Origin of the sequence: Crocosphaera sp., assembly GCF_030064895.1 — a bacterium.
Lineage (GTDB): Bacteria > Cyanobacteriota > Cyanobacteriia > Cyanobacteriales > Microcystaceae > Crocosphaera.
In genome coordinates, this window is record NZ_JASJEB010000047.1 from 32,834 (window position 1) to 53,819 (window position 20,986).

General features: G+C 36.7%; 20 protein-coding genes and 1 pseudogene. 10 read left to right on the top strand and 11 right to left on the bottom strand.

Annotation, left to right across the window (positions count from 1 at the left end):
- Positions 1-41 precede the first annotated feature (41 nt).
- Entirely contained in the window at positions 42-1,415 is a 1,374-nt protein-coding gene (locus tag QNJ66_RS12650) for a M23 family metallopeptidase (RefSeq protein WP_300507284.1), read from the top strand.
- A 243-nt stretch (positions 1,416-1,658) separates the two neighbouring features.
- On the opposite strand, the gene QNJ66_RS12655 is transcribed toward QNJ66_RS12650, so the two are convergent.
- Entirely contained in the window at positions 1,659-2,402 is a 744-nt protein-coding gene (locus tag QNJ66_RS12655) for a DUF1997 domain-containing protein (RefSeq protein ID WP_300507287.1), read from the bottom strand.
- 155 nt (positions 2,403-2,557) lie between these two features.
- Between QNJ66_RS12655 and QNJ66_RS12660 the strand changes: the two genes are divergently transcribed.
- The 6 genes from QNJ66_RS12660 to QNJ66_RS12685 all read left to right on the top strand — a co-directional run bounded on the left by QNJ66_RS12660 (position 2,558) and on the right by QNJ66_RS12685 (position 9,215).
- Positions 2,558-3,181, top strand: coding sequence for an SDR family oxidoreductase (locus tag QNJ66_RS12660; protein WP_300507290.1), 624 nt, complete (start codon positions 2,558-2,560; stop codon positions 3,179-3,181).
- Between the two features lie 260 nt (positions 3,182-3,441).
- Positions 3,442-4,623, top strand: coding sequence for an aldo/keto reductase (locus tag QNJ66_RS12665; protein ID WP_300507292.1), 1,182 nt, complete (start codon positions 3,442-3,444; stop codon positions 4,621-4,623).
- Between the two features lie 33 nt (positions 4,624-4,656).
- Positions 4,657-5,235, top strand: coding sequence for a DUF3883 domain-containing protein (locus QNJ66_RS12670; protein ID WP_300507295.1), 579 nt, complete (start codon positions 4,657-4,659; stop codon positions 5,233-5,235).
- Complete coding sequence (gene dcm, locus QNJ66_RS12675) at positions 5,232-6,275, top strand: DNA (cytosine-5-)-methyltransferase (RefSeq protein ID WP_300507298.1); 1,044 nt, start codon at positions 5,232-5,234, stop codon at positions 6,273-6,275. The genes QNJ66_RS12670 and dcm overlap by 4 nt, the downstream gene beginning before the upstream one ends.
- 239 nt (positions 6,276-6,514) lie before the next feature.
- Entirely contained in the window at positions 6,515-7,969 is a 1,455-nt protein-coding gene (locus QNJ66_RS12680) for an efflux RND transporter periplasmic adaptor subunit (protein ID WP_300507300.1), read from the top strand.
- Positions 7,970-7,994: 25 nt separating this feature from the next.
- Positions 7,995-9,215 (top strand): ABC transporter permease, encoded by a 1,221-nt coding sequence (locus QNJ66_RS12685; protein ID WP_300507303.1) that lies wholly within the window; start codon positions 7,995-7,997, stop codon positions 9,213-9,215.
- Positions 9,216-9,425: 210 nt separating this feature from the next.
- On the opposite strand, the gene petJ is transcribed toward QNJ66_RS12685, so the two are convergent.
- Positions 9,426-9,761 (bottom strand): cytochrome c6 PetJ, encoded by a 336-nt coding sequence (gene petJ / locus QNJ66_RS12690; protein WP_300507306.1) that lies wholly within the window; start codon positions 9,759-9,761, stop codon positions 9,426-9,428.
- A 245-nt stretch (positions 9,762-10,006) separates the two neighbouring features.
- Between petJ and petE the strand changes: the two genes are divergently transcribed.
- On the top strand, positions 10,007-10,366 hold the full coding sequence (gene petE / locus QNJ66_RS12695) for a plastocyanin (RefSeq protein WP_300507309.1): 360 nt from the start codon (positions 10,007-10,009) through the stop codon (positions 10,364-10,366).
- A gap of 58 nt (positions 10,367-10,424) precedes the next feature.
- On the opposite strand, the gene QNJ66_RS12700 is transcribed toward petE, so the two are convergent.
- The 5 genes from QNJ66_RS12700 to QNJ66_RS12720 form a co-directional block, all read right to left on the bottom strand.
- Positions 10,425-11,090 carry a bifunctional 4-hydroxy-2-oxoglutarate aldolase/2-dehydro-3-deoxy-phosphogluconate aldolase gene (locus QNJ66_RS12700; protein WP_300507312.1) on the bottom strand — a complete coding sequence of 222 codons (666 nt, stop codon included), beginning with the start codon at positions 11,088-11,090 and terminating at the stop codon, positions 10,425-10,427.
- 19 nt (positions 11,091-11,109) lie between these two features.
- Entirely contained in the window at positions 11,110-12,222 is a 1,113-nt protein-coding gene (gene proB / locus QNJ66_RS12705) for a glutamate 5-kinase (RefSeq protein ID WP_300507314.1), read from the bottom strand.
- A 31-nt stretch (positions 12,223-12,253) separates the two neighbouring features.
- Complete coding sequence (locus QNJ66_RS12710) at positions 12,254-13,300, bottom strand: glucokinase (protein WP_300507317.1); 1,047 nt, start codon at positions 13,298-13,300, stop codon at positions 12,254-12,256.
- Positions 13,301-13,349: 49 nt separating this feature from the next.
- Positions 13,350-13,832, bottom strand: a complete 483-nt coding sequence (locus QNJ66_RS12715; RefSeq protein ID WP_300507320.1) for a restriction endonuclease — start codon at positions 13,830-13,832, stop codon at positions 13,350-13,352.
- A gap of 169 nt (positions 13,833-14,001) precedes the next feature.
- The gene (locus QNJ66_RS12720) at positions 14,002-14,181 is read right to left on the bottom strand and encodes a zinc ribbon domain-containing protein (RefSeq protein WP_300507323.1); all 180 of its coding nucleotides are present in this window, start codon (positions 14,179-14,181) and stop codon (positions 14,002-14,004) included.
- A gap of 1,258 nt (positions 14,182-15,439) precedes the next feature.
- Between QNJ66_RS12720 and QNJ66_RS12725 the strand changes: the two genes are divergently transcribed.
- Complete coding sequence (locus QNJ66_RS12725) at positions 15,440-17,317, top strand: alpha/beta hydrolase (RefSeq protein WP_300507325.1); 1,878 nt, start codon at positions 15,440-15,442, stop codon at positions 17,315-17,317.
- A gap of 131 nt (positions 17,318-17,448) precedes the next feature.
- On the opposite strand, the gene QNJ66_RS12730 is transcribed toward QNJ66_RS12725, so the two are convergent.
- Together QNJ66_RS12730 and QNJ66_RS12735 are read right to left on the bottom strand one after the other, a co-directional pair.
- Positions 17,449-17,778, bottom strand: a complete 330-nt coding sequence (locus QNJ66_RS12730; RefSeq protein WP_300507328.1) for an MgPME-cyclase complex family protein — start codon at positions 17,776-17,778, stop codon at positions 17,449-17,451.
- 87 nt (positions 17,779-17,865) lie between these two features.
- The gene (locus QNJ66_RS12735; RefSeq protein ID WP_300507331.1) at positions 17,866-18,588 is read right to left on the bottom strand and encodes a pyridoxine 5'-phosphate synthase; all 723 of its coding nucleotides are present in this window, start codon (positions 18,586-18,588) and stop codon (positions 17,866-17,868) included.
- An 84-nt stretch (positions 18,589-18,672) separates the two neighbouring features.
- Between QNJ66_RS12735 and QNJ66_RS12740 the strand changes: the two are divergent.
- Positions 18,673-19,228: pseudogene (locus QNJ66_RS12740) on the top strand (hypothetical protein).
- Between the two features lie 165 nt (positions 19,229-19,393).
- Here QNJ66_RS12740 and QNJ66_RS12745 read toward each other — a convergent pair.
- Together QNJ66_RS12745 and QNJ66_RS12750 are read right to left on the bottom strand one after the other, a co-directional pair.
- Positions 19,394-19,993: a Uma2 family endonuclease gene (locus QNJ66_RS12745; RefSeq protein WP_300507334.1), complete on the bottom strand. Its 600-nt coding sequence runs from the start codon at positions 19,991-19,993 to the stop codon at positions 19,394-19,396.
- A gap of 44 nt (positions 19,994-20,037) precedes the next feature.
- On the bottom strand, positions 20,038-20,673 hold the full coding sequence (locus tag QNJ66_RS12750) for a Uma2 family endonuclease (protein WP_300507339.1): 636 nt from the start codon (positions 20,671-20,673) through the stop codon (positions 20,038-20,040).
- Between the last annotated feature and the right edge of the window lie 313 nt (positions 20,674-20,986).

Below are 20,986 nucleotides of genomic sequence, written 5' to 3' on the forward strand. Positions count from 1 at the left end.
GATGCTTTAACAAGTCGCTAACTGTGAGAAGTGAGACGGAAATGAATAAACACGATCTTTTAAAATCAAAATCCCCTTTAAGAAAAACCCTGGTCAAACAAGGTATTAGCTTGGTGAGTGGACTGGGTATTTTAACCAGTGGAGTCGGTTTCAACGGAGCGATCGCCCTATCAGAAACCTTGGTCATTCCCGAAACTCCGACCCCCACCGTTAAACCAGAACCCGTTTCCCCACCTCCTGTAAAAGTGCCGAAGGTTTCTCCCTCGGTTGCTCCGGTTCCTTCTAGTAATACCAACTCTGTACTAAGACGGACTTCTAATAAACCTAATCAACCCAAACTGTCACCGAAACCCTCAGTTTCCCGTACTCGTGACACCGCTAAACCAAAAGTTAAATTATCAGCCCCAAAAATATTAGATCCGCAAACCTCGAAAAGCGAACCCCCTAAAACCTTAAGACAAGCACTTACTCAACCCCAAACTATTCAATTATCCCCTTCTGTTACCACTAAGGGGAAACATAGTTATATTGATCCCAAAAACTACAGTAACCCCAGTCCAACGGTGACAACACCCAGTAAAGTTGTCTTAACCGAACGTTCCACCGGCTGTAAAACCGTTGCCCAAAATGGTCAGTTATCCAGAGGTAGTTGTGGTGCAGTGGCCACTCAAAAACCAAAAGTACAAGCCCCTCGACAGTTACCCTCTCGTCGTGTTACCTTAGCCTCTCGTCAAACCAAAAAAAACACTCAGGCAGCTAAACCAGTTAGAGCTAGATCTGCTCCAAGAGTCGAACCGTTGCGCTTAAAACGTAGCCCCATTGCCTCAGAACAAGTGTTTAACTTACAACCGATGCAACGTCGGGGTCTATCCATTGCTTTAGAACCCTTACCCCGTTATAACCGCGCTGCTTCGATGTATGCGCCCACTGCACCCCAAGCACGGAAAACAGATTTAATCTTTCCCTTACCCATAGCGGCCACCATGACATCTGCTTTTGGTTGGCGGATACACCCCATTGCTGGAACCCGAAGAATGCACAACGGGACTGATTTTGGCGCACCAGAAGGAACTCCCGTATTAGCTGCTTATTCTGGGGAAGTTTCCCACGCTGACTGGTCTGGGGGTTATGGTTTAATGGTAACTCTACGTCACCTAGAAGGCACTCAAGAATCTCGTTATGCTCACCTTTCCGATATCTACGTACAACCTGGAGAATGGGTGGAACAAGGGACAGTTATTGGACGACTTGGTAATACAGGATATTCCACTGGCCCACACCTTCACTTTGAATGGCGACACCTCACGGAACAAGGATGGGTTGCTGTGGATGCTGGTCTTCATTTGGAGTACGCTATGGATAATTTAATCCGTGCTATGCAGTACGCTCAAGCCAGCGAAAACCCTGAAGGTTAAAGATAAAGTGGGGAGAGTAGAAACAATTTTCAATTGGGTCTATCAAAATCTCGGTTGAATGAGGGTGGGGAGTGTGGGAAGGGTGGGAAGTGTGGGAAGACTAGAACAATATTAATATTTTGCTTCCCCATCTCCCAGTCTCCCTGTCTCCCCCATCTCCCAGTCTCCCAGTCTCCCAGTCTCCCAGTCTCCCAGTCTCCCAGTCTCCCAGTCTCCCAGTCTCCCAATCTACCCGAACTCAAACTAAGCTGCTGCTTCTAAACTAGATTCGTCAATTTTTTCAAGATGACGGCTAGTTTTTGGAGGAATAGGTAAATCTTGTCCTTTATGAAAGTCTTCTTGTACTTTATGGGTTAAACGGGGAGAAATTTGACGAACAATTTGAGTTAATAAGCGATCGCCTGTTTTTTTAATTACAGATAAGGGCAACTTATAAATAAACTGAGGAAACTGTACCGCTACATCCATCGCTAAATTCCATTCTACTTTCGTAATAATCTCTGGAACTTCTGATTTTTTCTGTTTTTTAAAGGCTTTTTCTATACCTGAACCAGCTAAATGGCTAGGAATTTCTGTAAGGGACATGGAAGCTTTATAATCTACTTCATAACCCAAATAAGGTTCATCGGGAATAGGAATACTGTGCATATCATAAACCCCGTTGATGGAAGGTTCTAAGACAACTGCTAACTTGGGTTCTACGTCATAGCCAAAGGACCCAAACCGTCCCACCGTTAAAATATAACCGTTATCCCCTATGGCTTCCGTTTTCATGGGTGCAGCACAACGACAAAACCATCCCTGATGAGCATTGAGATAGTTGGCCACTGTATCAGCGTCACTATACATTTCCATATACCCCACAAATTGGGTCTTAAAATGGATGGGATTGGTTTCTAAGGATTCAATGAGTCGTTGCTCTTCAAGATTGTCTAAAGATACCTCTGAAACCTGACTGGGATGATTATTGCGCCATTGACATTGCATAACGATTTCTTAAAAAGTTAGTTTACAGTGATTTTTTGCTGGTTATGGGGTCGTCAGACTCCTAATAAGGTTACGAAATTTACGAAACTTCATACAATAAAGAAAAGTTAAAGTATCTCAGTATCTATTTTAAATCAAGTCAAAGGAGTGTGACGATGAAAGCATTCGTAGCAGGTGCCACCGGAGAGACAGGTCGTAGAATTGTCCAGGAATTGGTCAATCGTCAAATTTCTGTCAAAGCATTAGTGCGAGATCAAGACAAAGCAAAGACCATTTTGCCCCCTGAGGCCGAGTTAGTCGTCGGTGATGTCCTAGATGTGGACAGTTTAACCAGAGCGATGACGGGATGTACTGTCTTACTCTGTGCCACTGGTGCAAGACCGAGTTTTGATCCTAGCGGACCTTATCAGGTGGACTACGAAGGAACAAAAAATTTAGTCAACGTCGCTAAAGGGCAAGGAATAGAACAGTTTGTTTTGGTTTCTTCCCTTTGTGTTTCCCAATTTTTTCATCCCCTTAACCTTTTTTGGTTAGTCTTATACTGGAAAAAACAAGCAGAAAACTATCTGGAAAATAGTGGTTTACAGTACACTATTGTCCGTCCTGGTGGTCTTAAGAACGAAGATAACTCAGATCCCATTTTGGTGTCATCCGCAGATACTCTGTTTGAAGGCAGTATTCCTAGAATAAAAGTCGCTCAAGTTTGCGTAGATTCTCTGTTTAAAGATGATTATCAGCAAGGCATTCTAGAGATTATTACTCAACCCACTACAGTTTAATACTAAATCCGATTATCAATCTTTTAGAAGAGATATAGCAGTCAGGAATGATTCATGAGATATTTTTTTCTTATTTCCTGTTCCCTATTGCCTGTTCCCTGTTCCCTTATACTTAGACTTAATTCTCACAACTGATAACTGACTGCTATAGTAGGGTTTTCAAGTGTTAACCTATCAAGTTTTTAAGAGAGAGTATCTCAAGCGGATTTTGTTTAAAATCATTGTTTGTTCTTTATTTAATTATTATTAGATTATTTGTCATGAAATATCGAAGATTTGGCCGCACAGAATTAGAAATGCCTGTTTTTTCCTGTGGAGGAATGCGTTATCAACATAAGTGGCAAGATGTTCCTGAAAAGGAAATTCCTGAAGATAATCAACGTAATTTAGAGGCCACTATTAAACAGTCTTTAGAAGTTGGTATTAATCATGTTGAAACGGCAAGAGGTTATGGAACATCAGAAATGCAATTAGGTAAAGTCTTGCCTAAACTTCCTCGAGAAAAGTTAATTGTTCAAACTAAAGTTTCTCCTAAGGAAGACCCTAAAGAATTTCGACGACAATTTAACCAATCTTTAAATTTTTTGCAACTCGACTATGTTGATTTATTGGGATTACATGGCATTAATACAGATGAAATTCTGGACTATTGTGTTCGTCCTGGGGGCTGTTTAGACGAAGCACGAAAATTACAGGAACAGGGGAAAGTTCGTTTTATTGGCTTTTCAACTCATGGACCAACTGATATTATCAAGAAGACCATAGAAACCGATTGTTTTGATTATGTTAATCTCCATTGGTACTATATTAACCAAGTTAATTGGCCAGCTATAGAAGCAGCTAAAAAACATGATATGGGTGTGTTTATTATTAGTCCTTCTGATAAGGGCGGAAAACTTTATAATCCCCCTAAAAAATTGGTTGAATTATGTCAACCTTTGAGTCCGATGGTATTTAATAATTTGTTTTGTTTATCTCATCCAGAAGTTCACACCCTCAGTTTAGGGGCTGCTCGTCCAACAGATTTTGATGAACATTTAAAAACCCTTTCCTTATTAGATGATCCTCAACCCATACTAAAGCCCATCATAGCTAGATTAGAAGAAGAAGCTATGAAAGTTTTAGGAGAAAATTGGTTTAAAAGTTGGGAGCAAGGTTTACCCACTCATCAAGAAACACCAGGAAATATTAACATCAGAACAATATTATGGCTCAGGAATTTAGCCCTAGCTTATGATATGAATGAATATGGAAAAATGAGATATAATTTATTAGGTAATGGCGGTCATTGGTTCCCTGGTAAAAATGCTGAAAATGTCAATCAATTAGATTTATCTAACTGTTTAGTTGATAGTCCTCACAGAGAAAAAATTCCTAATTTATTAGCAGAAGCTCATGAATTATTAGGGGGACAATCTGTACAAAGATTATCCCAAAGTTAGAGTATTTTTTACTCAGATATGGTAGGGTGAGTTTTGCTCACCCTACCATTAAATTTAGTATTAACATTTATTGAAGAATATGGAGAATCAAGTAATACTGATAAAAATATCAGTAAGTTAGTCATGGAGGTTATAACAAAAATTAGAGAAGATAAAGAAAAAGGGAAAGTTCTAAGTACAAAAGAAATCGGGGATACAGGAGAAGCTTTAGTAATTCAGCACGAAAAAAATCGGTTACATAAACATGGTCGAGATGATCTAGTTCACTTAGTTGTTAAAATACCTGAAAACTTAGCAGTAGGCTACGATATCAAATCTTACGAAGTAAACAACGAAGAATTAAGATATATTGAAGTGAAAACTACAACAAGTATTGGAAAGCTGGCAACTAAATCATTTTGTATGTCGACCAATGAATGGAGAACAGCAAAAAGTGCAAGGGAGAAATACTACATTTATAGACTTATGATATCAAAAAAAGACATCTCCTTGTTTATCATTCAAGATCCTGTAGGCAAGGAAAGACAAGACCTTCTAAACATGATTCCACGCAACGGTGCTGATATTACCTATCAGGAAAGTGCTGGCTATTGGGAGGAACTTTTGGCATGAAAAAAAAACAGATTTATACCATAGCATCTTTATTTAGTGGTTGCGGAGGGATGGACTTGGGTGCTGAAGGAGGATTTCAATTTCTCCATAAAAACTATAAAAAACTTCCAATTAAAATTGTATATTCTCTGGATTGGGAGCCATCAGCAGCTAAAATTTATGATGCTAATTTTAGTCTTAAATGTCATGTAGCAGATATTAGAAATGTGCCATCAAAACAGATTCCAAACCATGATATTTTGACTGGAGGATTTCCCTGCCAATCATTTTCTGTAGTAGCCCAAAATCCAAAACGTTTAGGATACAAAGATGAAAAAGGTAAACTATTTTTTGAAATGTGCCGAGTTATTCGCTCCAAAAAACCAAAAGTTTTCATTGCTGAAAACGTTAAAGGCATATTGTCAGCGAATAAGAAGGAAGCTTTTCCTTTAATAGTAAAAGAATTTGAAAATTGTGGTTACTATGTTACTTATGCAACTCTCAATTCTTCCCATTTTGGAGTGCCACAAAAACGAGAGCGCGTCTTTATAATTGGCTTTAAAAATAAGTCCGTTTTTGATGATTTTAAATTTCCAGAACCTACAACTTTTAATAAGCCTCCAATCCTAGCACAAGTATTAGAAAATGAAAGCGAGATAGACAACAAATACTATTTTAGTGAAAGAGCGATCGCCGGACTTCAAAAAACAAAACACTTTACTTCAATGAATAAAGGGCGTGTGCAATCTCTTGATAAACCATGTAATACACTGGGAGCGCATCTTGCTAAAGTTAGCATCAACAGCACTGACCCAATACTATTAATTAATAATCGCTATAGAATGTTTACCCCAAGAGAAGTGGCACGTATTCAATCGTTTCCAGAGAGTTTTAAACTACCAGGAGCTAAGACTGCTCTTTATAGAGCTTTGGGAAATGCGGTTCCACCCGTATTAATGTGGGAGGTAACCAATAGTGTTATTGAAGCGATGATACAAGTAAAGAACTTAGAACAAAAGAGACCAAGATATAAACAACTAGAGCTAGACTTACTAGTTTAACTAATTGAATCTTGTTTATACGAGTATCATAAATATTAGAATAAGATTATATCAATTAATTTTTGCTATTAGAATTTTAAGACTGTGATGATGCGCAGTAAATGGGAACTATTCAAGATGAGTAAATAAACAAAAGCTGTTTAATGGTTGCTGTGGTTTGCTATGCCATAGCACAACAGAAAGGTTAGTATAGAGGAGTTAATTTCTCGTTTTGTTGAATCTCTTACAAAAATAACTTTATGGAAATTTCTGTATCTAATAAGGCAAGTCGTCCTCTTCCTTGGATTTTAGCCGTTATGACCGGTGGACTACTCTTCGTTGGGGGATTAACCTACAGAATGGCTACAACCCCCGTTTCCGAGAGTAAACTCGAGAAAATGACCGTTAAGGCCCAACGGGAAAGCCTGGCAGTAGATATCGAAGCCAGTGGAGTCGTAGAACCCATCGAAAGTGTTAATATTAGCCCCAAAAATCCGGGGCGTTTAGTGCAGTTGCGAGTTGAACAGGGGATGAGAGTCAAAGAGGGGCAGATTTTAGCCCTTATGGAACACACAGAAATTAAAGCGGAAGGCAAATATGCTGAAGCTAATTATAAGCAGGCTTTAGCAGAATTAGAAGCTGCTAAAGTTCGTATTCCCAGTGAAATTCAACAGGCTCAAACTCGTTATATCCAGGCACAAACGCAACTAGAACAAGCAAAAGCCAGCTTGAAACGAGCAACAGCAAGAATTCCCCGAGAAATTGAGCAAATTCAAGCCCAAATTATCTCTGCACGGTCTGGACTACAATTAGCTGAGTCTCGTGTTCAAGATAATCGAAAATTATTAGATGAAGGAGCCATCACGAAGGATAGATATCGTGAACTCGTCAATGCTTATGATAGTGCCTTAGCTAACTTTATTGAGCTTCAGAACAAACTAGAACAAGCAAAAAACACACAAAACCCAGAAATTGACCAATTGAGACAAGAAGCCCTGCAAGCTCAAGCCGCAATGGCTGAGGCGCAGATTCAAGTCGAAGAGCGCAAACAAACTGCTCAAATTGAAATAGCCAGTTTAGAAGCGGCGGCTGAGGCGGCTAAAGCCCAAGTGGAACAAGTGGTGATTCAATTCCAAGATACGGCCATTCGCGCCCCGTTTGATGGCACTGTTACGCAAAAATACGCTAATCCAGGGGCGTTTGTCACTCCTACCACCTCTGCATCTAGCACTGCTTCGGCTACCTCTAGTTCTATTGTTGCCCTAGCCCGAGGATTAAAAGTAGTGGCTAAAGTGCCTGAAGTAGATATCGCCATGATTCAACAAGGGCAGCCGGTAATTATTACCGCCGATGCTTTTCCCAACGAAGTTTTTCAAGGAAAGGTGGTTTTAATGGCTCCAGAAGCGGTTGTAGAGGCAAATGTGACCTCATTTGAAGTGACTATTGCCATAGGGCCGACAGGGCAAGAAAAATTATTATCCCGTATGAATGTGGATGTGAAATTTCTAGGACAAGAAATTAGCAATGCTTTGGTGGTTCCTACTGTTTCCATTGTTACCAAAAATGGCGAAACGGGGGTCATGGTCGCAGATGAGAACGAAAAACCTAAATTTAAACCGGTTACTATCGGTCAAGTTTTAGATGAAAAAACCCAGATTCTTTCGGGTTTGAGCTCTGGAGAAAGGGTTTTTATTGACTTACCCGAAGATAAGTAAATTTAATCATTATTTTAATACTAATATGAATTTTTTAGACAGTGTTAAAATGGCAACTTCTATGTTGGCTGCCAATAAGTTACGCACCAGCTTAACTATGTTAGGGATGATTATTGGTAATGCTTCGGTTGTTGCTACTATTGGTATTGGTCAAGGGGCGGAAAATTTAGCTACTGAGCAGTTAAATGAATTAGGACCAAAAGTTATTTTTGTGGTTCCTGGTACTCGTAAAGCTCGCCGTGCTACCCTTGATTTACCGAAAACTTTAGTCTGGGAAGATGCCCAGGCAATCGCTAAACAAGTTCCTACTGTAAGTACAGTTGCCCCGGAAAGAAATCAACGACAATTAATTAATTATAAAAGCGAAAATACCAGTGTTTTATTAATCGGAACAACGCCAAGTTATCCTCAAGTTAGGAGTTTTCCTGTAGAAAAAGGTCGGTTTCTTAATGAGATTGACCTGCAAAGAAATAAACGGGTTGCTGTTATTGGACAGGATGTTGTTGATCGTTTTTTTACAGTTACCAACCCTATTGGGGAATCTATTAGAATTAAAAATATTCCTTTTGAAATTATTGGTGTAATGTCTCCAAAAGGCTCTTTAATTGGCACTAATTTGGATGAAACGGTGTTAATTCCTCTGACTACTATGACTAATCAAATTGTTGGGAAGACATCTCCTTATGGTACCCAAGTAAGTTGGATTAATGTAGAAGCTAAGGATGTTGAGAGTATTTCTGCTGCTAAATTTCAAATTGAAAATTTATTGAGATTAAGGCATAAAATTACTGATGAGGATGATTTTGGGGTAGAAACTTCAAAACAAATGTTAGATATTGTGGGAAGTATTGCTCTGGGTTTAACGGTAATGTTGGCTTTTTTAGCAGGAATTTCCCTTATTGTTGGGGGTATTGGGGTGATGAATATTATGTTAGTTTCTGTTAGTGAAAGAACGTCGGAAATTGGACTCAGAAAAGCGTTAGGAGCTAGTCAAAGTGATATTTTAGGACAGTTCTTAATTGAGGCGGTTATTATTGCTGTTTCTGGGGGAGTTATCGGTATTTTAACGGGAGTTGGTTTAGTAACATTTGTCGGTTTAGTTTCTCCTTTATCTCCTACTATTTCTTCTGCTTCTATCACTATTTCTCTGGTTGTTTCTGGTGGTATTGGTTTAGGGTTTGGGGTTATTCCTGCACAAAAAGCAGCTAAACTTGATCCTATTGTTGCCTTACGAGGTTCTGTTTAAATGGTGTTATAGTAGTGTGAGCATCCTGCTCACTTGCTGGAATCAAAGGAATCGCAGAAATTACTGGGATCACTTGAATTGCTGGAAATACAGTAGACATAGCAAGCAATATGCTTGCACTACCTCTAATCTAATGCGCTAAGGTGGGCAAGTAAAAAACTTATCCTAAATATTGATAATGCTGTCAACTTTGCCCACCCTACAGTTAGCTTACCAACCAGCTTCTGCTTGACTTAAAACATAAGTAGCTACATTTTCAATTTGTTCAGCATTTAAACGCCCTTTAAACGCAGGCATAGCAGCTTTACCATTGGTAACTTGATAGACAATTTTTTCTAGGGTATCTACTCCATTTTTTGCTAGAGCATCTTTGTTTAAAGCTTTGCTAGGTCCTGCCACCAAGTTCCCTCCACCTGCGTGACAAGAAGCACAGTTAGCGGTAAAAACAGTTTTACCCGCAGCAGCATCACCAGCTAAGGCAGGGGAAACGAAACTGAAACAGAAAAAGGCAAAAAGCAATAAAATCAGTGATAATAATCTCTTCATTGTGTTCTCCGTACAAAGACCAATCCGTGCTCGATTATCTCTATATTTTCTGAGTCTGTCAAAAGACGGCTTGTCAAACTTCCAACGTTCATTTTGCTTAAAGCCAGCCCTCAAAAATAGCAAAATAATTTTCTTTTGTCCAAAGACAGCTTGTCAAACTTCTCAATTTTACTTATAATTCAGTAGTGGACAAAAATACTGACAACATATATTTCAGTCTTAAAGAATTAATGGGAACCACCAAAATGTCTAAAAAATTAGGTTTACTTATCGCTACTGTTGCTCTCGTAATCTCCAGTTTCTTCGTCGCTGTTAACCCTGCTTCTGCTGCAACCGTTGAAGTTAAAATGGGTGCTGACTCTGGTATGTTAGCTTTTGAACCCAAAAAAGTTGAAATCAGCGCAGGAGACACCATAAAGTGGGTTAACAACAAACTAGCTCCCCATAACGTTGTTGTTGAAGGACAAGCTTCTCTTTCCCACAAAAACCTTGTTTTTGCTCCTGGCGAAAGCTATGAAAGCACCTTCAATGAGCCTGGAGAATATACTTACTACTGTGAACCCCACCGTGGTGCTGGCATGGTTGGTAAAGTAATTGTCAAGTAGTTTTCATTATTCTTAACAATCTAACGCCTTGGCCTGCGAATTCCATTCGTAGGCATTTTTATTGCTGAAATTCCGAAAGACGCTGCATCAAAAATTGAGCCTGTTGCGTGATTATATGCCATTCTTGATCATCTAAAGCATGACGAGGAAATAACTGACTGGATAAACCTACTGCTATCGCTCCTGCTTCGATAAAATAGGCTGCATTATCTAAGGTAACGCCTCCGGTGGGAATTAAAGGGATGGAACCCATCGGACCTTGCAGACCTTTGATATAGGCAATACCGCCAATAGCCTGCACTGGAAAGACTTTAACACAACTGGCTCCGGCTTGCCAAGCGGTGATAATTTCTGTGGGGGATAAGGCCCCTGGAATGATGGGAATATCATGGTTTATCGCCGTTTTAATCAGAGTTTGATTAACATGGGGAGTAAAACAAAATTGAATACCTGCTGCGATCGCTTCTTTTAATTCTTCTAAGGTTAAAATGGTGCCGGTACCAATGATACAGTGAGGTAAATCCTGTTTTAATTGTTTAATAATTTCACCTGGTTGGTAACTATTCCAAGTAATTTCTATAATATCCATACCTCCTGCTGCCACTGCTTTAGCCATGTCAATACCTTGCTGTATATTATCGGTGCGAATAACAGCAATAGCACGATATTGTCTTAATAATTTTCGCCAAGACTGTGAGGAATTTAAGTCTTTATTTGCTTCCATAATTTTACCTCAATTTATTTTAATTAATAACTAAATTATCTCGATGAACAATGGTTTCTGCTCCATGATAACCCAATAATTCAGGTATTTTATCCGAATGATTTCCTTTGATTTTTTTTATTTCTTCCTGACTATAATTAACAATACCTCTGGCAATTTCTTGGCCATTTTCATTACATAATTGAACCGCTTCTAACGAGTCAAACTCACCTTCAACTTTAATGATTCCTGCTGCTAACAGAGATTTCCCTTTTTGAGAAATGGCCTTGACTGCACCCCGATCAAGATACAATTTTCCTCTCGGTAATAAACCATAAGCAATCCACCTTTTACGGGCATTATCATTATTTAATTGTGCCTCAAATTTAGTGCCAATATCTTCACCTTTAAGAATTTTCAATAAGTTTTCTGATCTTTTTCCGTGAGTTATGACTGTGGTAACACCTGCGGATGTTGCCAGTCTTGCTGCTGTTAGTTTAGTTGACATTCCTCCTGTTCCCCATTGAGATCCTTTTCCTCCTGCTTTAATTTCTAATTTATCTAATTCTAAACGATTAACAACTTTGATAGGTTGTGCGTCAGGAAAAGTTCGAGGATCAGCGGAATAAAGTCGATCAACATCGGTTAAAATAAACAACCAATGGGCATTAATTAAACTAGCAACTAAAGCAGAAAGAGTATCATTATCTCCAAATTTTAACTCTTCAATAGCAACGGTATCATTTTCATTGACAATAGGAATAACTCCTAATTCAAACAACGCATGAAAAGTATTTTTAGCATTCACATAACAACTCCTTTCCATTAATTCTCTACGGGTTAGTAAAACCTGGGCAATGGGTTGATTTAAAGCTGTAAAAAGGTCATCATAAACTCTAATTAGTCTCCCTTGTCCTACGGCTGCAATAGCTTGTTTAATGACTATTTTCTTTGGTCTTTCTGTTAATTTAAGACGACTACAACCCACTCCCACTGCACCGGATGAAACTAAGACGACATTATAGCCGAATTGTCGTAATTCTGTTAATGTTTCTACCAATGCAGCAATGGTAGATAAAGCTAATTTTCCTGTTTCTGGTTGAGCAAGACTAGAGGTTCCAACTTTGACAACAATCGTTTGGGAGGGTGTCATATAATTCAGCAATAAGTAGTAATAAAAAGTGTTATTGTGCAGCCTTTAAAGCTGCCCCAATTAAACCAACTTTGGGATTTAAGATGATATGAATCGGCATTTCAGTTAGTAGTGAACTCATGCGTCCTTTAGCTTTAAAGGATTCTATAAAAGTTCCTGTTTGCATTAATGGTAATATTTTGGGTGCAATTCCTCCTGCTATATATAATCCTCCATAGGGTAATAATTTTAATGCTAAATTTCCTGCTTCTGCACCGTAATTTGAAATAAATATATCCATCGTTTGTTGACATAAACTATCACTATTTCCTAAAGCAGCTTTGGACACTTCAGCAGAAAGATCAATATTTTTTTCAATTTCCCAGTTTTGACATATTTCCTTGAATTTATCTGATTCTTTTTCGGGATACTTATGGCGTAAAAATTGATAAATTGCACTAATTCCCATGCCAGATACAACTCTTTCTATAGAAACTCTGGATAAATTATATTTTTTTTGAATATAGGTTAATAATTCAAATTCTAATTCGTTTCGTGGGGCAAAGTCTGCATGAGATCCTTCAGTGGAAAAGACACTATAATTACCATTTTCTGAAGGGGTTAAAAAACATTCTCCTAAACCGGTTCCGGCACCTAATACTCCTATAGGTGTATTGGGTTTTGTTTCTGCTATTTGTAAAGTGTGTAAATCATTTTTTTCTAACCCTAAAATACCGTAACCAATAGCAGCAAAATCATTAATTAGAGTAACTCTTTCTAAAGATAGTTGTTTTTCTAGGCGATCACCTGTTAATTCTGGCCAGTTTAAATTTGTTAATTTTGAGGTATTGTTAACAACGGGTCCAGCGATCCCAAAACACCCATTTTTAACTTTAATTTCTTCTTTTAATTCTTGTTTAGCTTCTTGATAAAAATCTTGAATAATGGGGACGAGATCATCGTATTTTTGACTGAGATAAGAGTTTTCATATAAAGTAGTTTGTTGAGGTAAACTTTTACCTTTGTTAGAATTTTCCGAACTAACTAAACGTAAAATAGTTTTAGTTCCACCAATATCGCCAGCGAGTAACATAGACATACTTAATTTAACCTCTATCTGCGTCTGTTCTTAGTTTAATCAAAATGGGTTATTCTGTAAAATAGTCGTTATCTATTTTTTTGATAGCATAAGATTCAACCATCGAAACCCCTACATTATAATCAATTAACAATTCACCTAGTCTTTCCCCATCGATTAAAATAATTTTACTGTCGATCATAGTAGTATATTCTTTAGCTTCTTTACTAAAATTAGAAGTGGTAATAAATATCCCTTTTTTTGCTTGTCTTCTTAATAATGCACCAGCAAACCTTTGTATTTCTGGCCTCCCCACTGTATTCTCCCAACGTTTAGCTTGAATATAAATAATATCTAACCCTAATCTATCCTCTTTGATAATACCATCGATGCCTCCATCATTAACTTGTCCTACAGCTTCACCTGCTTCTTTTCTTGAACCTCCGTATCTCATAGCAATTAATAAATCAATAACTAATTTTTCAAAAAAATTGGTAGAATATTGTTTAATAGTTTCTAATAGTTCTTTTTTTAGTTGTTCTTTTATTCCCAAATAAATCTTTTCCAGTTGTTCTTCTGGTGTTTTATTTTCTTATATTTCATCTAACTGTTTATTTACATCAGAATATGAAACATTATTATTTGGTTCTTTATTACTATTTTGAAAATCAACAAACTCAGGAAAACGCTTCAGGAATTTAACATTTATTTCTTGAATACTGTTATTTTTTAAAAGGCATATCTTGTATATTTCCACAGACTGAACAAGTTTTAGAACTAGGAAACCACCTATCTACTATGGTTAACAAAAAACCAAAACATTCTTGTTTATAACTCAACAATTCTCGAAAACGATACAACCCTAAACTAGATAAGGCATCAGATAACTTATGATTAGCCATTATGCCTTTTATGTTTAAATCCTCTATGAGAATATGTTGATAAGTTTTAGCTAATAATGTGGTGGTTTTTTAGGGTGTCTAGAACTTATTTATAGATTCTTCTGTGATACTTTCTCTAGCTTGGTTTTCGCTTATATGAGAAAATATGAACCTAGGAAGTCTCCTTTACGAATCTCAATAATCCTTTTTATTCTAGCACTTGATGTTAAAGTAAGTCAATGCTTAACTGGTTAAGATTTAAAGAGAATTCCTAGACATTAATGTATAGTTTTGTCTAGGAATGTCTAGATTTTTGTCTTCTAGAAAAAGCTCCAGTAGTCAATGAGTATGGATTAATTTACCTTCATCAGGAATAGAGATTTGTAGCCTTGTCTTTTTGCGGTTGACTTGCGCTTTTACCTAACCTTCACTTACCAGTACTTCTAAACATTGAATGGCTTGATCCATTGCTATGGGAATATGCTGTGGTGGAACACTGACACTGAATGCTTCTTTCAAGAGTTTAACAATTTGATCCATTTCTGAAGCACGAGTAAAGGAAAAAGGAAAATTTTAGCTTAGTTTTCTACGTCAAAAAGAGAACGTGGTCATTCTATTCTTCAAAATGAGAATTGCTGACCAATCTCAAAACCTCTTTATTTAATTCTCAACAAGGCAGTAGAGACGTTGCACAAAACACCTCTACTACAGGGAGTAAAATCTCAATAACTATTCAATTAACTTAAAGACAAAAATGAAAAGCCTCCGGGCGTCTTGCCGTGTTTCGACTCCAAAGGCGTTTTCATATCACTCTTACTCCTCACACACAAACATAATCTATCAAGTTAAATAGTGGCCTGCAATCTACACTATGACACTTTATAAATTGTCACAATCATCAATGGCAATTTTCAAAATTGCGGTTGGGAAAGTGTGGTCAATACTACTCGGATAAGCTTGAAAACTTTATGAAATGCCTAGTCTGGGTGGTTTGGGGAGGAATGATTATTCTCACTATCTGAAGCTGATTAGTCTTTTTCAGCACTGAATATTGCTAGGTTAAGCTTTATAATTGGGAATACTATTAATAAGGAGTCCTACTCAGTCATACTAAATCCGCTTGCCATATCCCCTTTTAAAGTCCATAGCTTACAACTTGAAAATCCTTCTGCCTACTGCCTTCTGCCCCCTGCCTCTTCTAAAAAATAAAATGGGTTTGAGAAACGGATTTAGTATCAGTTGTCAACAAGACAGGAAGAAATGAGCAAATCTTCCCAGAATGTACTGCCAAAGTTGGACACTCAAAGATAGTCAAATTTTATTGCTTTTATTCTTTGCACCTATGATTTTTTTTAAGTTTCTTTCGCCTTTTTTGTTCAATGTAGTAGGGGGAATAACCCCCATTTTATTATCTTTATTTTGGTTCATTTCTCCTAGCTTTTCCGCCGAAAATATTGTCTTAAAAGCGGGATTCTTGAATCATAAAATTCCAGTTAAAGACTTACAAACGTTTGTAGAAACACAAGAAATATCTCCTAGTTTACAACCTTATAAGTTTTTATTAACCAGTGAATTTAGACAAGTTTTATCTCAAAATTTTAAAATTGATCATTTAATTGCAGAACGATTTTTAAATGATCTTTTAAAAAGCGATGATGGTCAAAGAGTATTAAAACAACTTAGTCAAGCATTACCTGATAGTGATTATACGCAACTAGAACAAACATTAAGAACACTTTTAAAACAAACTAATAACTTAAACTTTATCAATTTTTTGCGAGTTTATCCACAAGAAACTGTTACTGTTGATATATCAAGAATTGCAATATTGGGCTTCAAAGTAAATGAGTCTTTTTTACACAGTAGATTGATTAATTCTCAAGTCAAAAAAGGTTTAAAAGACGATTCACCAATAGATAATTTACCAACATTTGATCCGACAGTATCAGGGGAACAAAATATATTTCGAGAAAATACTGTTCTCTATGATCGTAGTAGAAACCGTTATATTGCTCTGGATATTTACACTGCAAAAAAAACTCGTGGGCCTTTAGTGATTATGTCTCATGGTTTTGCCTCAGATCGTCGCTTTTTGCGCTATTTAGCCAAACATTTGACTTCTTATGGCATTACTGTGGTTTCTGTAGAACATCCTGGAAGTGACATTCACGCCCTAATTAAAACAGCAACAGGAATAAACTCAAGTCAAATTTTACCATCAGAAGAATTTATTGATCGACCTCAAGATATTAGTTTTGTTTTAAATCAATTAACCCTTTTAAATGAAAAAAATAGCAAATTCAAAGGAAAACTTAATACAAAAAAAGTCAGTATGATCGGTCATTCTTTTGGGGGTTATACAGCTTTAGCATTAGGGGGTGCATCCTTAGATTTGAAAACCTTGAGAAGTTTTTGTCAAGATAATTCTCCTTTGCGGCGATCGCCGGCTGACTGGTTACAATGTGCTGCCGGAAAATTGCCTTATCCTCAAAGAAATTTTAAGGATAATCGTATTAAACAAATTATCGTTTTTAATCCCATTATTGGGGAACTTTTTGGTAAAAATTTATCTCAAATTAAAGTGCCAACCTTAATGTTATCTAGTTCTGATGACGGTATTACTCCGACTATTTCCCATCAATTAAAACCCTTTCAACAACTTTCTACAGAAAAATATATAATCATGGCTATGGGAGGAACTCACATGAGTATTACTGATATGAATAGTATGAACAGTATGATGGGACAGAGTACCCTCGTCAAAGAAGTAATGGGGAAAAAAGCTGAACCAGTTCGTCAGTTAGTACGGGGAGTTAGTTTAGCATTTATTCAACAATTAACCCCCGAAAAATCTAGGTACAAAGTATTTTTAAAACCTAATTATATTGAATCTTTATCTCAGGAAAATTTCAACTTTCGTCTCGGTACAGAACTACCCATGACGGTGAAAACCTGGATTAATGTTACTAATATCAAGGCACCAAAAGCCGATCTATGGTTTCTCAAGTCAAAATTAGTTCCTATACAGAACATTAAACACCATTTTATTAATGCACGACAAATTTTATTACAACCTCAATACAGCACAGAAAAACTCAATGACTTATTTACAGGGTTACTTAATCATTATGATGATCAGTTTAATGAATGGAGTTGAGGGGAGTCTGGGGAAACAATTACCTGGACTTATCTAATGTTTTTAGGAGTAGCGATCGCAAGGTCATTTTATCTTTTTCCCAAACTCCTGACTTACTCAACCGAAATATTGATACACTCAATTAAAGACGGCTAGGAAACAGTTTCTAAGGAAGCCTTCGGGTCAGAAATACTAGAGGAAGGAGCTTGAAATTCTCCTTTAACAACGTACTCTAAACGTAACTTTAACCATGTAATAAAGTCAGCATTTTCAGAAATAATAGCAGCACAAGGTTGAGGACATTTTGCTTTAATTTCAGCAAATTCTGGGGCTTCAATAAAAGCTGGTTGCTTCACTAACCAAAAGTCAATTTCTTGATTTTTGTCTTCGTAGTGTCTTTTTCTTTCTCTCAAGACTTCATCAAGGGGTTCTTCTTCTAACAAGAAGCGTTGGCTGGCTAAAACGTAATAATAGGTGGTCATTGCTCAATCATTAATTGCTATTTACCCAATTACTATTATTGAACCCAAGGGGACATTATAGGTCAGGGTTTATTAATAATTAAGAATTTAGAATTCTCCTCTCATGGCCAGTTTCATCTCTCGAACCGCTCTCTCCATCCCCACTAACACCGCACGACTGACGATGGTATGACCAATATTTAACTCTTCCATTCCTGGTAAACAAGCCACAGGATAGACATTGATATAGGTTAACCCATGACCGGCATTGACCCGTAAACCTAAGCTTAATGCTTGTTCGCAACCTAATTTTAATGATTCTAATTCTTTTTGGCGTATTTCTGATTTTGGTGCATCTGCATATTTTCCTGTGTGCAGTTCGATAAATTTCGCTTGAGTATCAGCAGAGGCTTTAATTTGTGCCTCATCTGCGTCAATAAAGAGGCTCACAGGGATGTTTGCGCTTTGGAGGCGATCAACTACATTTTTCAGTTTTTCCAAGCTTCCAGCTATGTCTAAGCCCCCTTCTGTGGTAACTTCTTCCCGTTTCTCTGGGACAAGGGTAACATAGTCTGGTTTTACATCCAGAGCGATGGCCACCATTTCTTCAGTGGCCGCCATTTCCAGGTTGAGATGGGTGCGAACCGTTTCTCTGAGTAAGCGAATGTCTCTATCTTGCATATGACGGCGATCTTCTCTCAAATGCGCCGTGATACCGTTTGCTCCCCCTAACTCTGCTAATACTGCCGCAGCGATGGGATCGGGTTCAATGGTTCGTCTGGCCTGGCGGACAGTTGCAACATGATCAATATTAACACCAAGGGTGAGCAATTTTGTGTCTCCTCATAACTAGAGAATTTTATGTTTTTATTACTGAAATTGTACAATATATCAAGAAGTTAATGAAGAGAAAAAATGCCTAGTTATCCTGGACTCTCAAGCGAAGCCTTTCGTCATCCTCTAGATACACAAGCAGAACAAACCTTAAGAAGTGTTCCTGGTTTTGACATGGTTGCTACTAGCTTTATGGAGTATCTTTATGAACGAACCCAGCAAATTTCTTTGATGAGAAATAGTATTAAAGTTGGTTTTTAGAATGATGATGAAAATGGTGGGAGGAAGTCATAAATACGCCCATGAATGTCATTTAGATGAGTTTTTAAAACAAGCAGAAGAGTATCAAAAATTAGATGAAGATGATCTCAATCAACTGTATAAGTTTTTGATTTATAATGGTGGCAATAATGTCTTTTTAAGCCATCCTTTTCCTGTTGATAGGGTTCATTATTTAAAATACTGGGCTAATTCTGATGAGTATCAAAACATTCGTGCAGGGAATTATAAAACATCTCAAAAAAGCGAGACTGTAACAGTAGATAAAAATGAAGAAGCAGAAAATTTAAGGAAACAAATAGAAGAATTACAACAAGAAATTGAAAGAATTAAAAATCAAGGAAATAATCAAGGGTAACTTTAAGTTGTTGTGCATTTAAACCGCATATTATGAAGTTAAGCAAAAAATTAGTAACATTTGTCCCCGTCTCCCCGTGAGTCTAGTATAGTAATTTAGATGCTTAGCTTAGCAGCTTATTATATTTATGGTGTGAGTGTCTAATAATTATTGTTGAAATCATGATTAACTATCTTCTTCTGCTGCTTCAAAATCAATACGTTGATAAACATCTTGTAAAGAGATTTCCCAATTAACTGAACCTAATTTTAAGATAGCTTCTTCTCCTATATAAAAATTAACTAACCAATTATTATTTTCTTGTTTAATATATTGAGTAATTGAGTAACGATCTTGCTCAACTAAAATATATTCTTGAAACGTAGGAAGGGAACGATAATATTCAAATTTATCACCTCGATCATAAGCTTCTGTAGAAGAAGAAAGGACTTCGATAATAATTTGTGGATTAATCACATTAGACTTACTTTTACCGTGATAAATCGGTTTATCTTTAATGACCATTACATCAGGATAAGTATAAATATTGTGTTCAGATAGCCATAATTTTACACTTTCTATATAAACATAATAATCTTGATTATCGATGTTTAAAGGAAATAGTTTGTAAATATTTCCAGCAATTTGATTGTGATTAGTTGTTCCACCTACCATTGGAATAATTTCTCCATTGCGATATTCATTTTTCTCTTGAGATTTTTCTTCTAATTCCAGATATTCTTCTGGAGTATAGTAACGCTGTTTAGGTTTAGTTTGTAATTGCATTTTTTAATACCTCTCAATAATTCAATTATAGCATTATTTTGTACTTAAAGATTCCGAAATTGACGCAAAGCAACACTTGAACCTTGATTCCACCCTAACTCAACATATTCAGGTAAGATATTTTTAACATCAAAATTAGGAAATAATCGACTCTTTTCACTGCCTTGATATTTGTTTTCTTCTAACACATAAATGTTTAAAAATCCTTGACGATAAATCCATAATTCAGGAACTTTAATCATTTCATAAGCACTAATATCTGTGATGGAAGTAAAATCAACTTCAATCGCTAAATCTGGGGCTGGATCAACAGTTAAATCAATTTTATTTTTACCTAAAATAGCTTGTCTATTGTTAATATAAAAACAGGTATCTGGTTCCACTCCTGCTAGTGGTGGTATTTTTAAAGTAATAGGGTCAAAACATTCCCAATCTAAATCTTTTTTATCTAAAATAATTTTAACTAAATTTCTGAGTAGATCGATACGTTTTCCGTGACTGGGTAAAGGAGACATAAGACGAATTTCTTGGTTGTTAAAATTAAAAGAAAGTTTAGGAATAGAGGTTTCTTGTCTTAAATTCAGTAATCTTTGATAATCTTCCCATGTCTGATCCCGAAAAATAACCGTGTTACCAGGGGATAAAGTTAAAGTGTCTTCACTAATAGTAATTAGCATTATGAACCTTAAATAAACTTAGATGAATACTATTATAATTAGGTTAACGGTAGTTGACCCTTTTTTAACCAATTAAAAATGTAGGGTGGATTAGAGAAACATAATCCACCATTAAACTTATCAATTAATTAGTCAAGATTTGGTGCAAAACTTCTGGTAGAAAAAGTTCAAGAAAAAATAACTGAACTTCCCCCCACGAAAAACGACAAAAGCCTTATCTAAAGGTAGTTGTAGCGATTTTTGTACTACCCGTTACTGGGTACAATCTCTCTGAAGATTATATGAAGTGGGTTTGAGTAAACTGCACCTATGTAGT

Excerpts from the sequence above, each read along its gene's own strand:
- dcm (WP_300507298.1), top strand. The coding sequence starts at position 5,232 with ATGAAAAAAAAACAGATTTATACCATAGCATCTTTATTTAGTGGTTGC.
- QNJ66_RS12680 (WP_300507300.1), top strand. The coding sequence starts at position 6,515 with ATGGAAATTTCTGTATCTAATAAGGCAAGTCGTCCTCTTCCTTGGATT.
- QNJ66_RS12730 (WP_300507328.1), bottom strand. The coding sequence starts at position 17,778 with ATGACCACCTATTATTACGTTTTAGCCAGCCAACGCTTCTTGTTAGAA.
- petJ (WP_300507306.1), bottom strand. The coding sequence starts at position 9,761 with ATGAAGAGATTATTATCACTGATTTTATTGCTTTTTGCCTTTTTCTGT.
- QNJ66_RS12665 (WP_300507292.1), top strand. The coding sequence starts at position 3,442 with ATGAAATATCGAAGATTTGGCCGCACAGAATTAGAAATGCCTGTTTTT.
- QNJ66_RS12725 (WP_300507325.1), top strand. The coding sequence starts at position 15,440 with ATGTACTGCCAAAGTTGGACACTCAAAGATAGTCAAATTTTATTGCTT.
- proB (WP_300507314.1), bottom strand. The coding sequence starts at position 12,222 with ATGACACCCTCCCAAACGATTGTTGTCAAAGTTGGAACCTCTAGTCTT.
- QNJ66_RS12710 (WP_300507317.1), bottom strand. The coding sequence starts at position 13,300 with ATGTCTATGTTACTCGCTGGCGATATTGGTGGAACTAAAACTATTTTA.
- QNJ66_RS12720 (WP_300507323.1), bottom strand. The coding sequence starts at position 14,181 with ATGGCTAATCATAAGTTATCTGATGCCTTATCTAGTTTAGGGTTGTAT.
- QNJ66_RS12650 (WP_300507284.1), top strand. The coding sequence starts at position 42 with ATGAATAAACACGATCTTTTAAAATCAAAATCCCCTTTAAGAAAAACC.
- QNJ66_RS12655 (WP_300507287.1), bottom strand. The coding sequence starts at position 2,402 with ATGCAATGTCAATGGCGCAATAATCATCCCAGTCAGGTTTCAGAGGTA.
- QNJ66_RS12745 (WP_300507334.1), bottom strand. The coding sequence starts at position 19,993 with ATGCAATTACAAACTAAACCTAAACAGCGTTACTATACTCCAGAAGAA.
- QNJ66_RS12700 (WP_300507312.1), bottom strand. The coding sequence starts at position 11,090 with ATGGAAGCAAATAAAGACTTAAATTCCTCACAGTCTTGGCGAAAATTA.
- QNJ66_RS12685 (WP_300507303.1), top strand. The coding sequence starts at position 7,995 with ATGAATTTTTTAGACAGTGTTAAAATGGCAACTTCTATGTTGGCTGCC.
- QNJ66_RS12660 (WP_300507290.1), top strand. The coding sequence starts at position 2,558 with ATGAAAGCATTCGTAGCAGGTGCCACCGGAGAGACAGGTCGTAGAATT.
- petE (WP_300507309.1), top strand. The coding sequence starts at position 10,007 with ATGTCTAAAAAATTAGGTTTACTTATCGCTACTGTTGCTCTCGTAATC.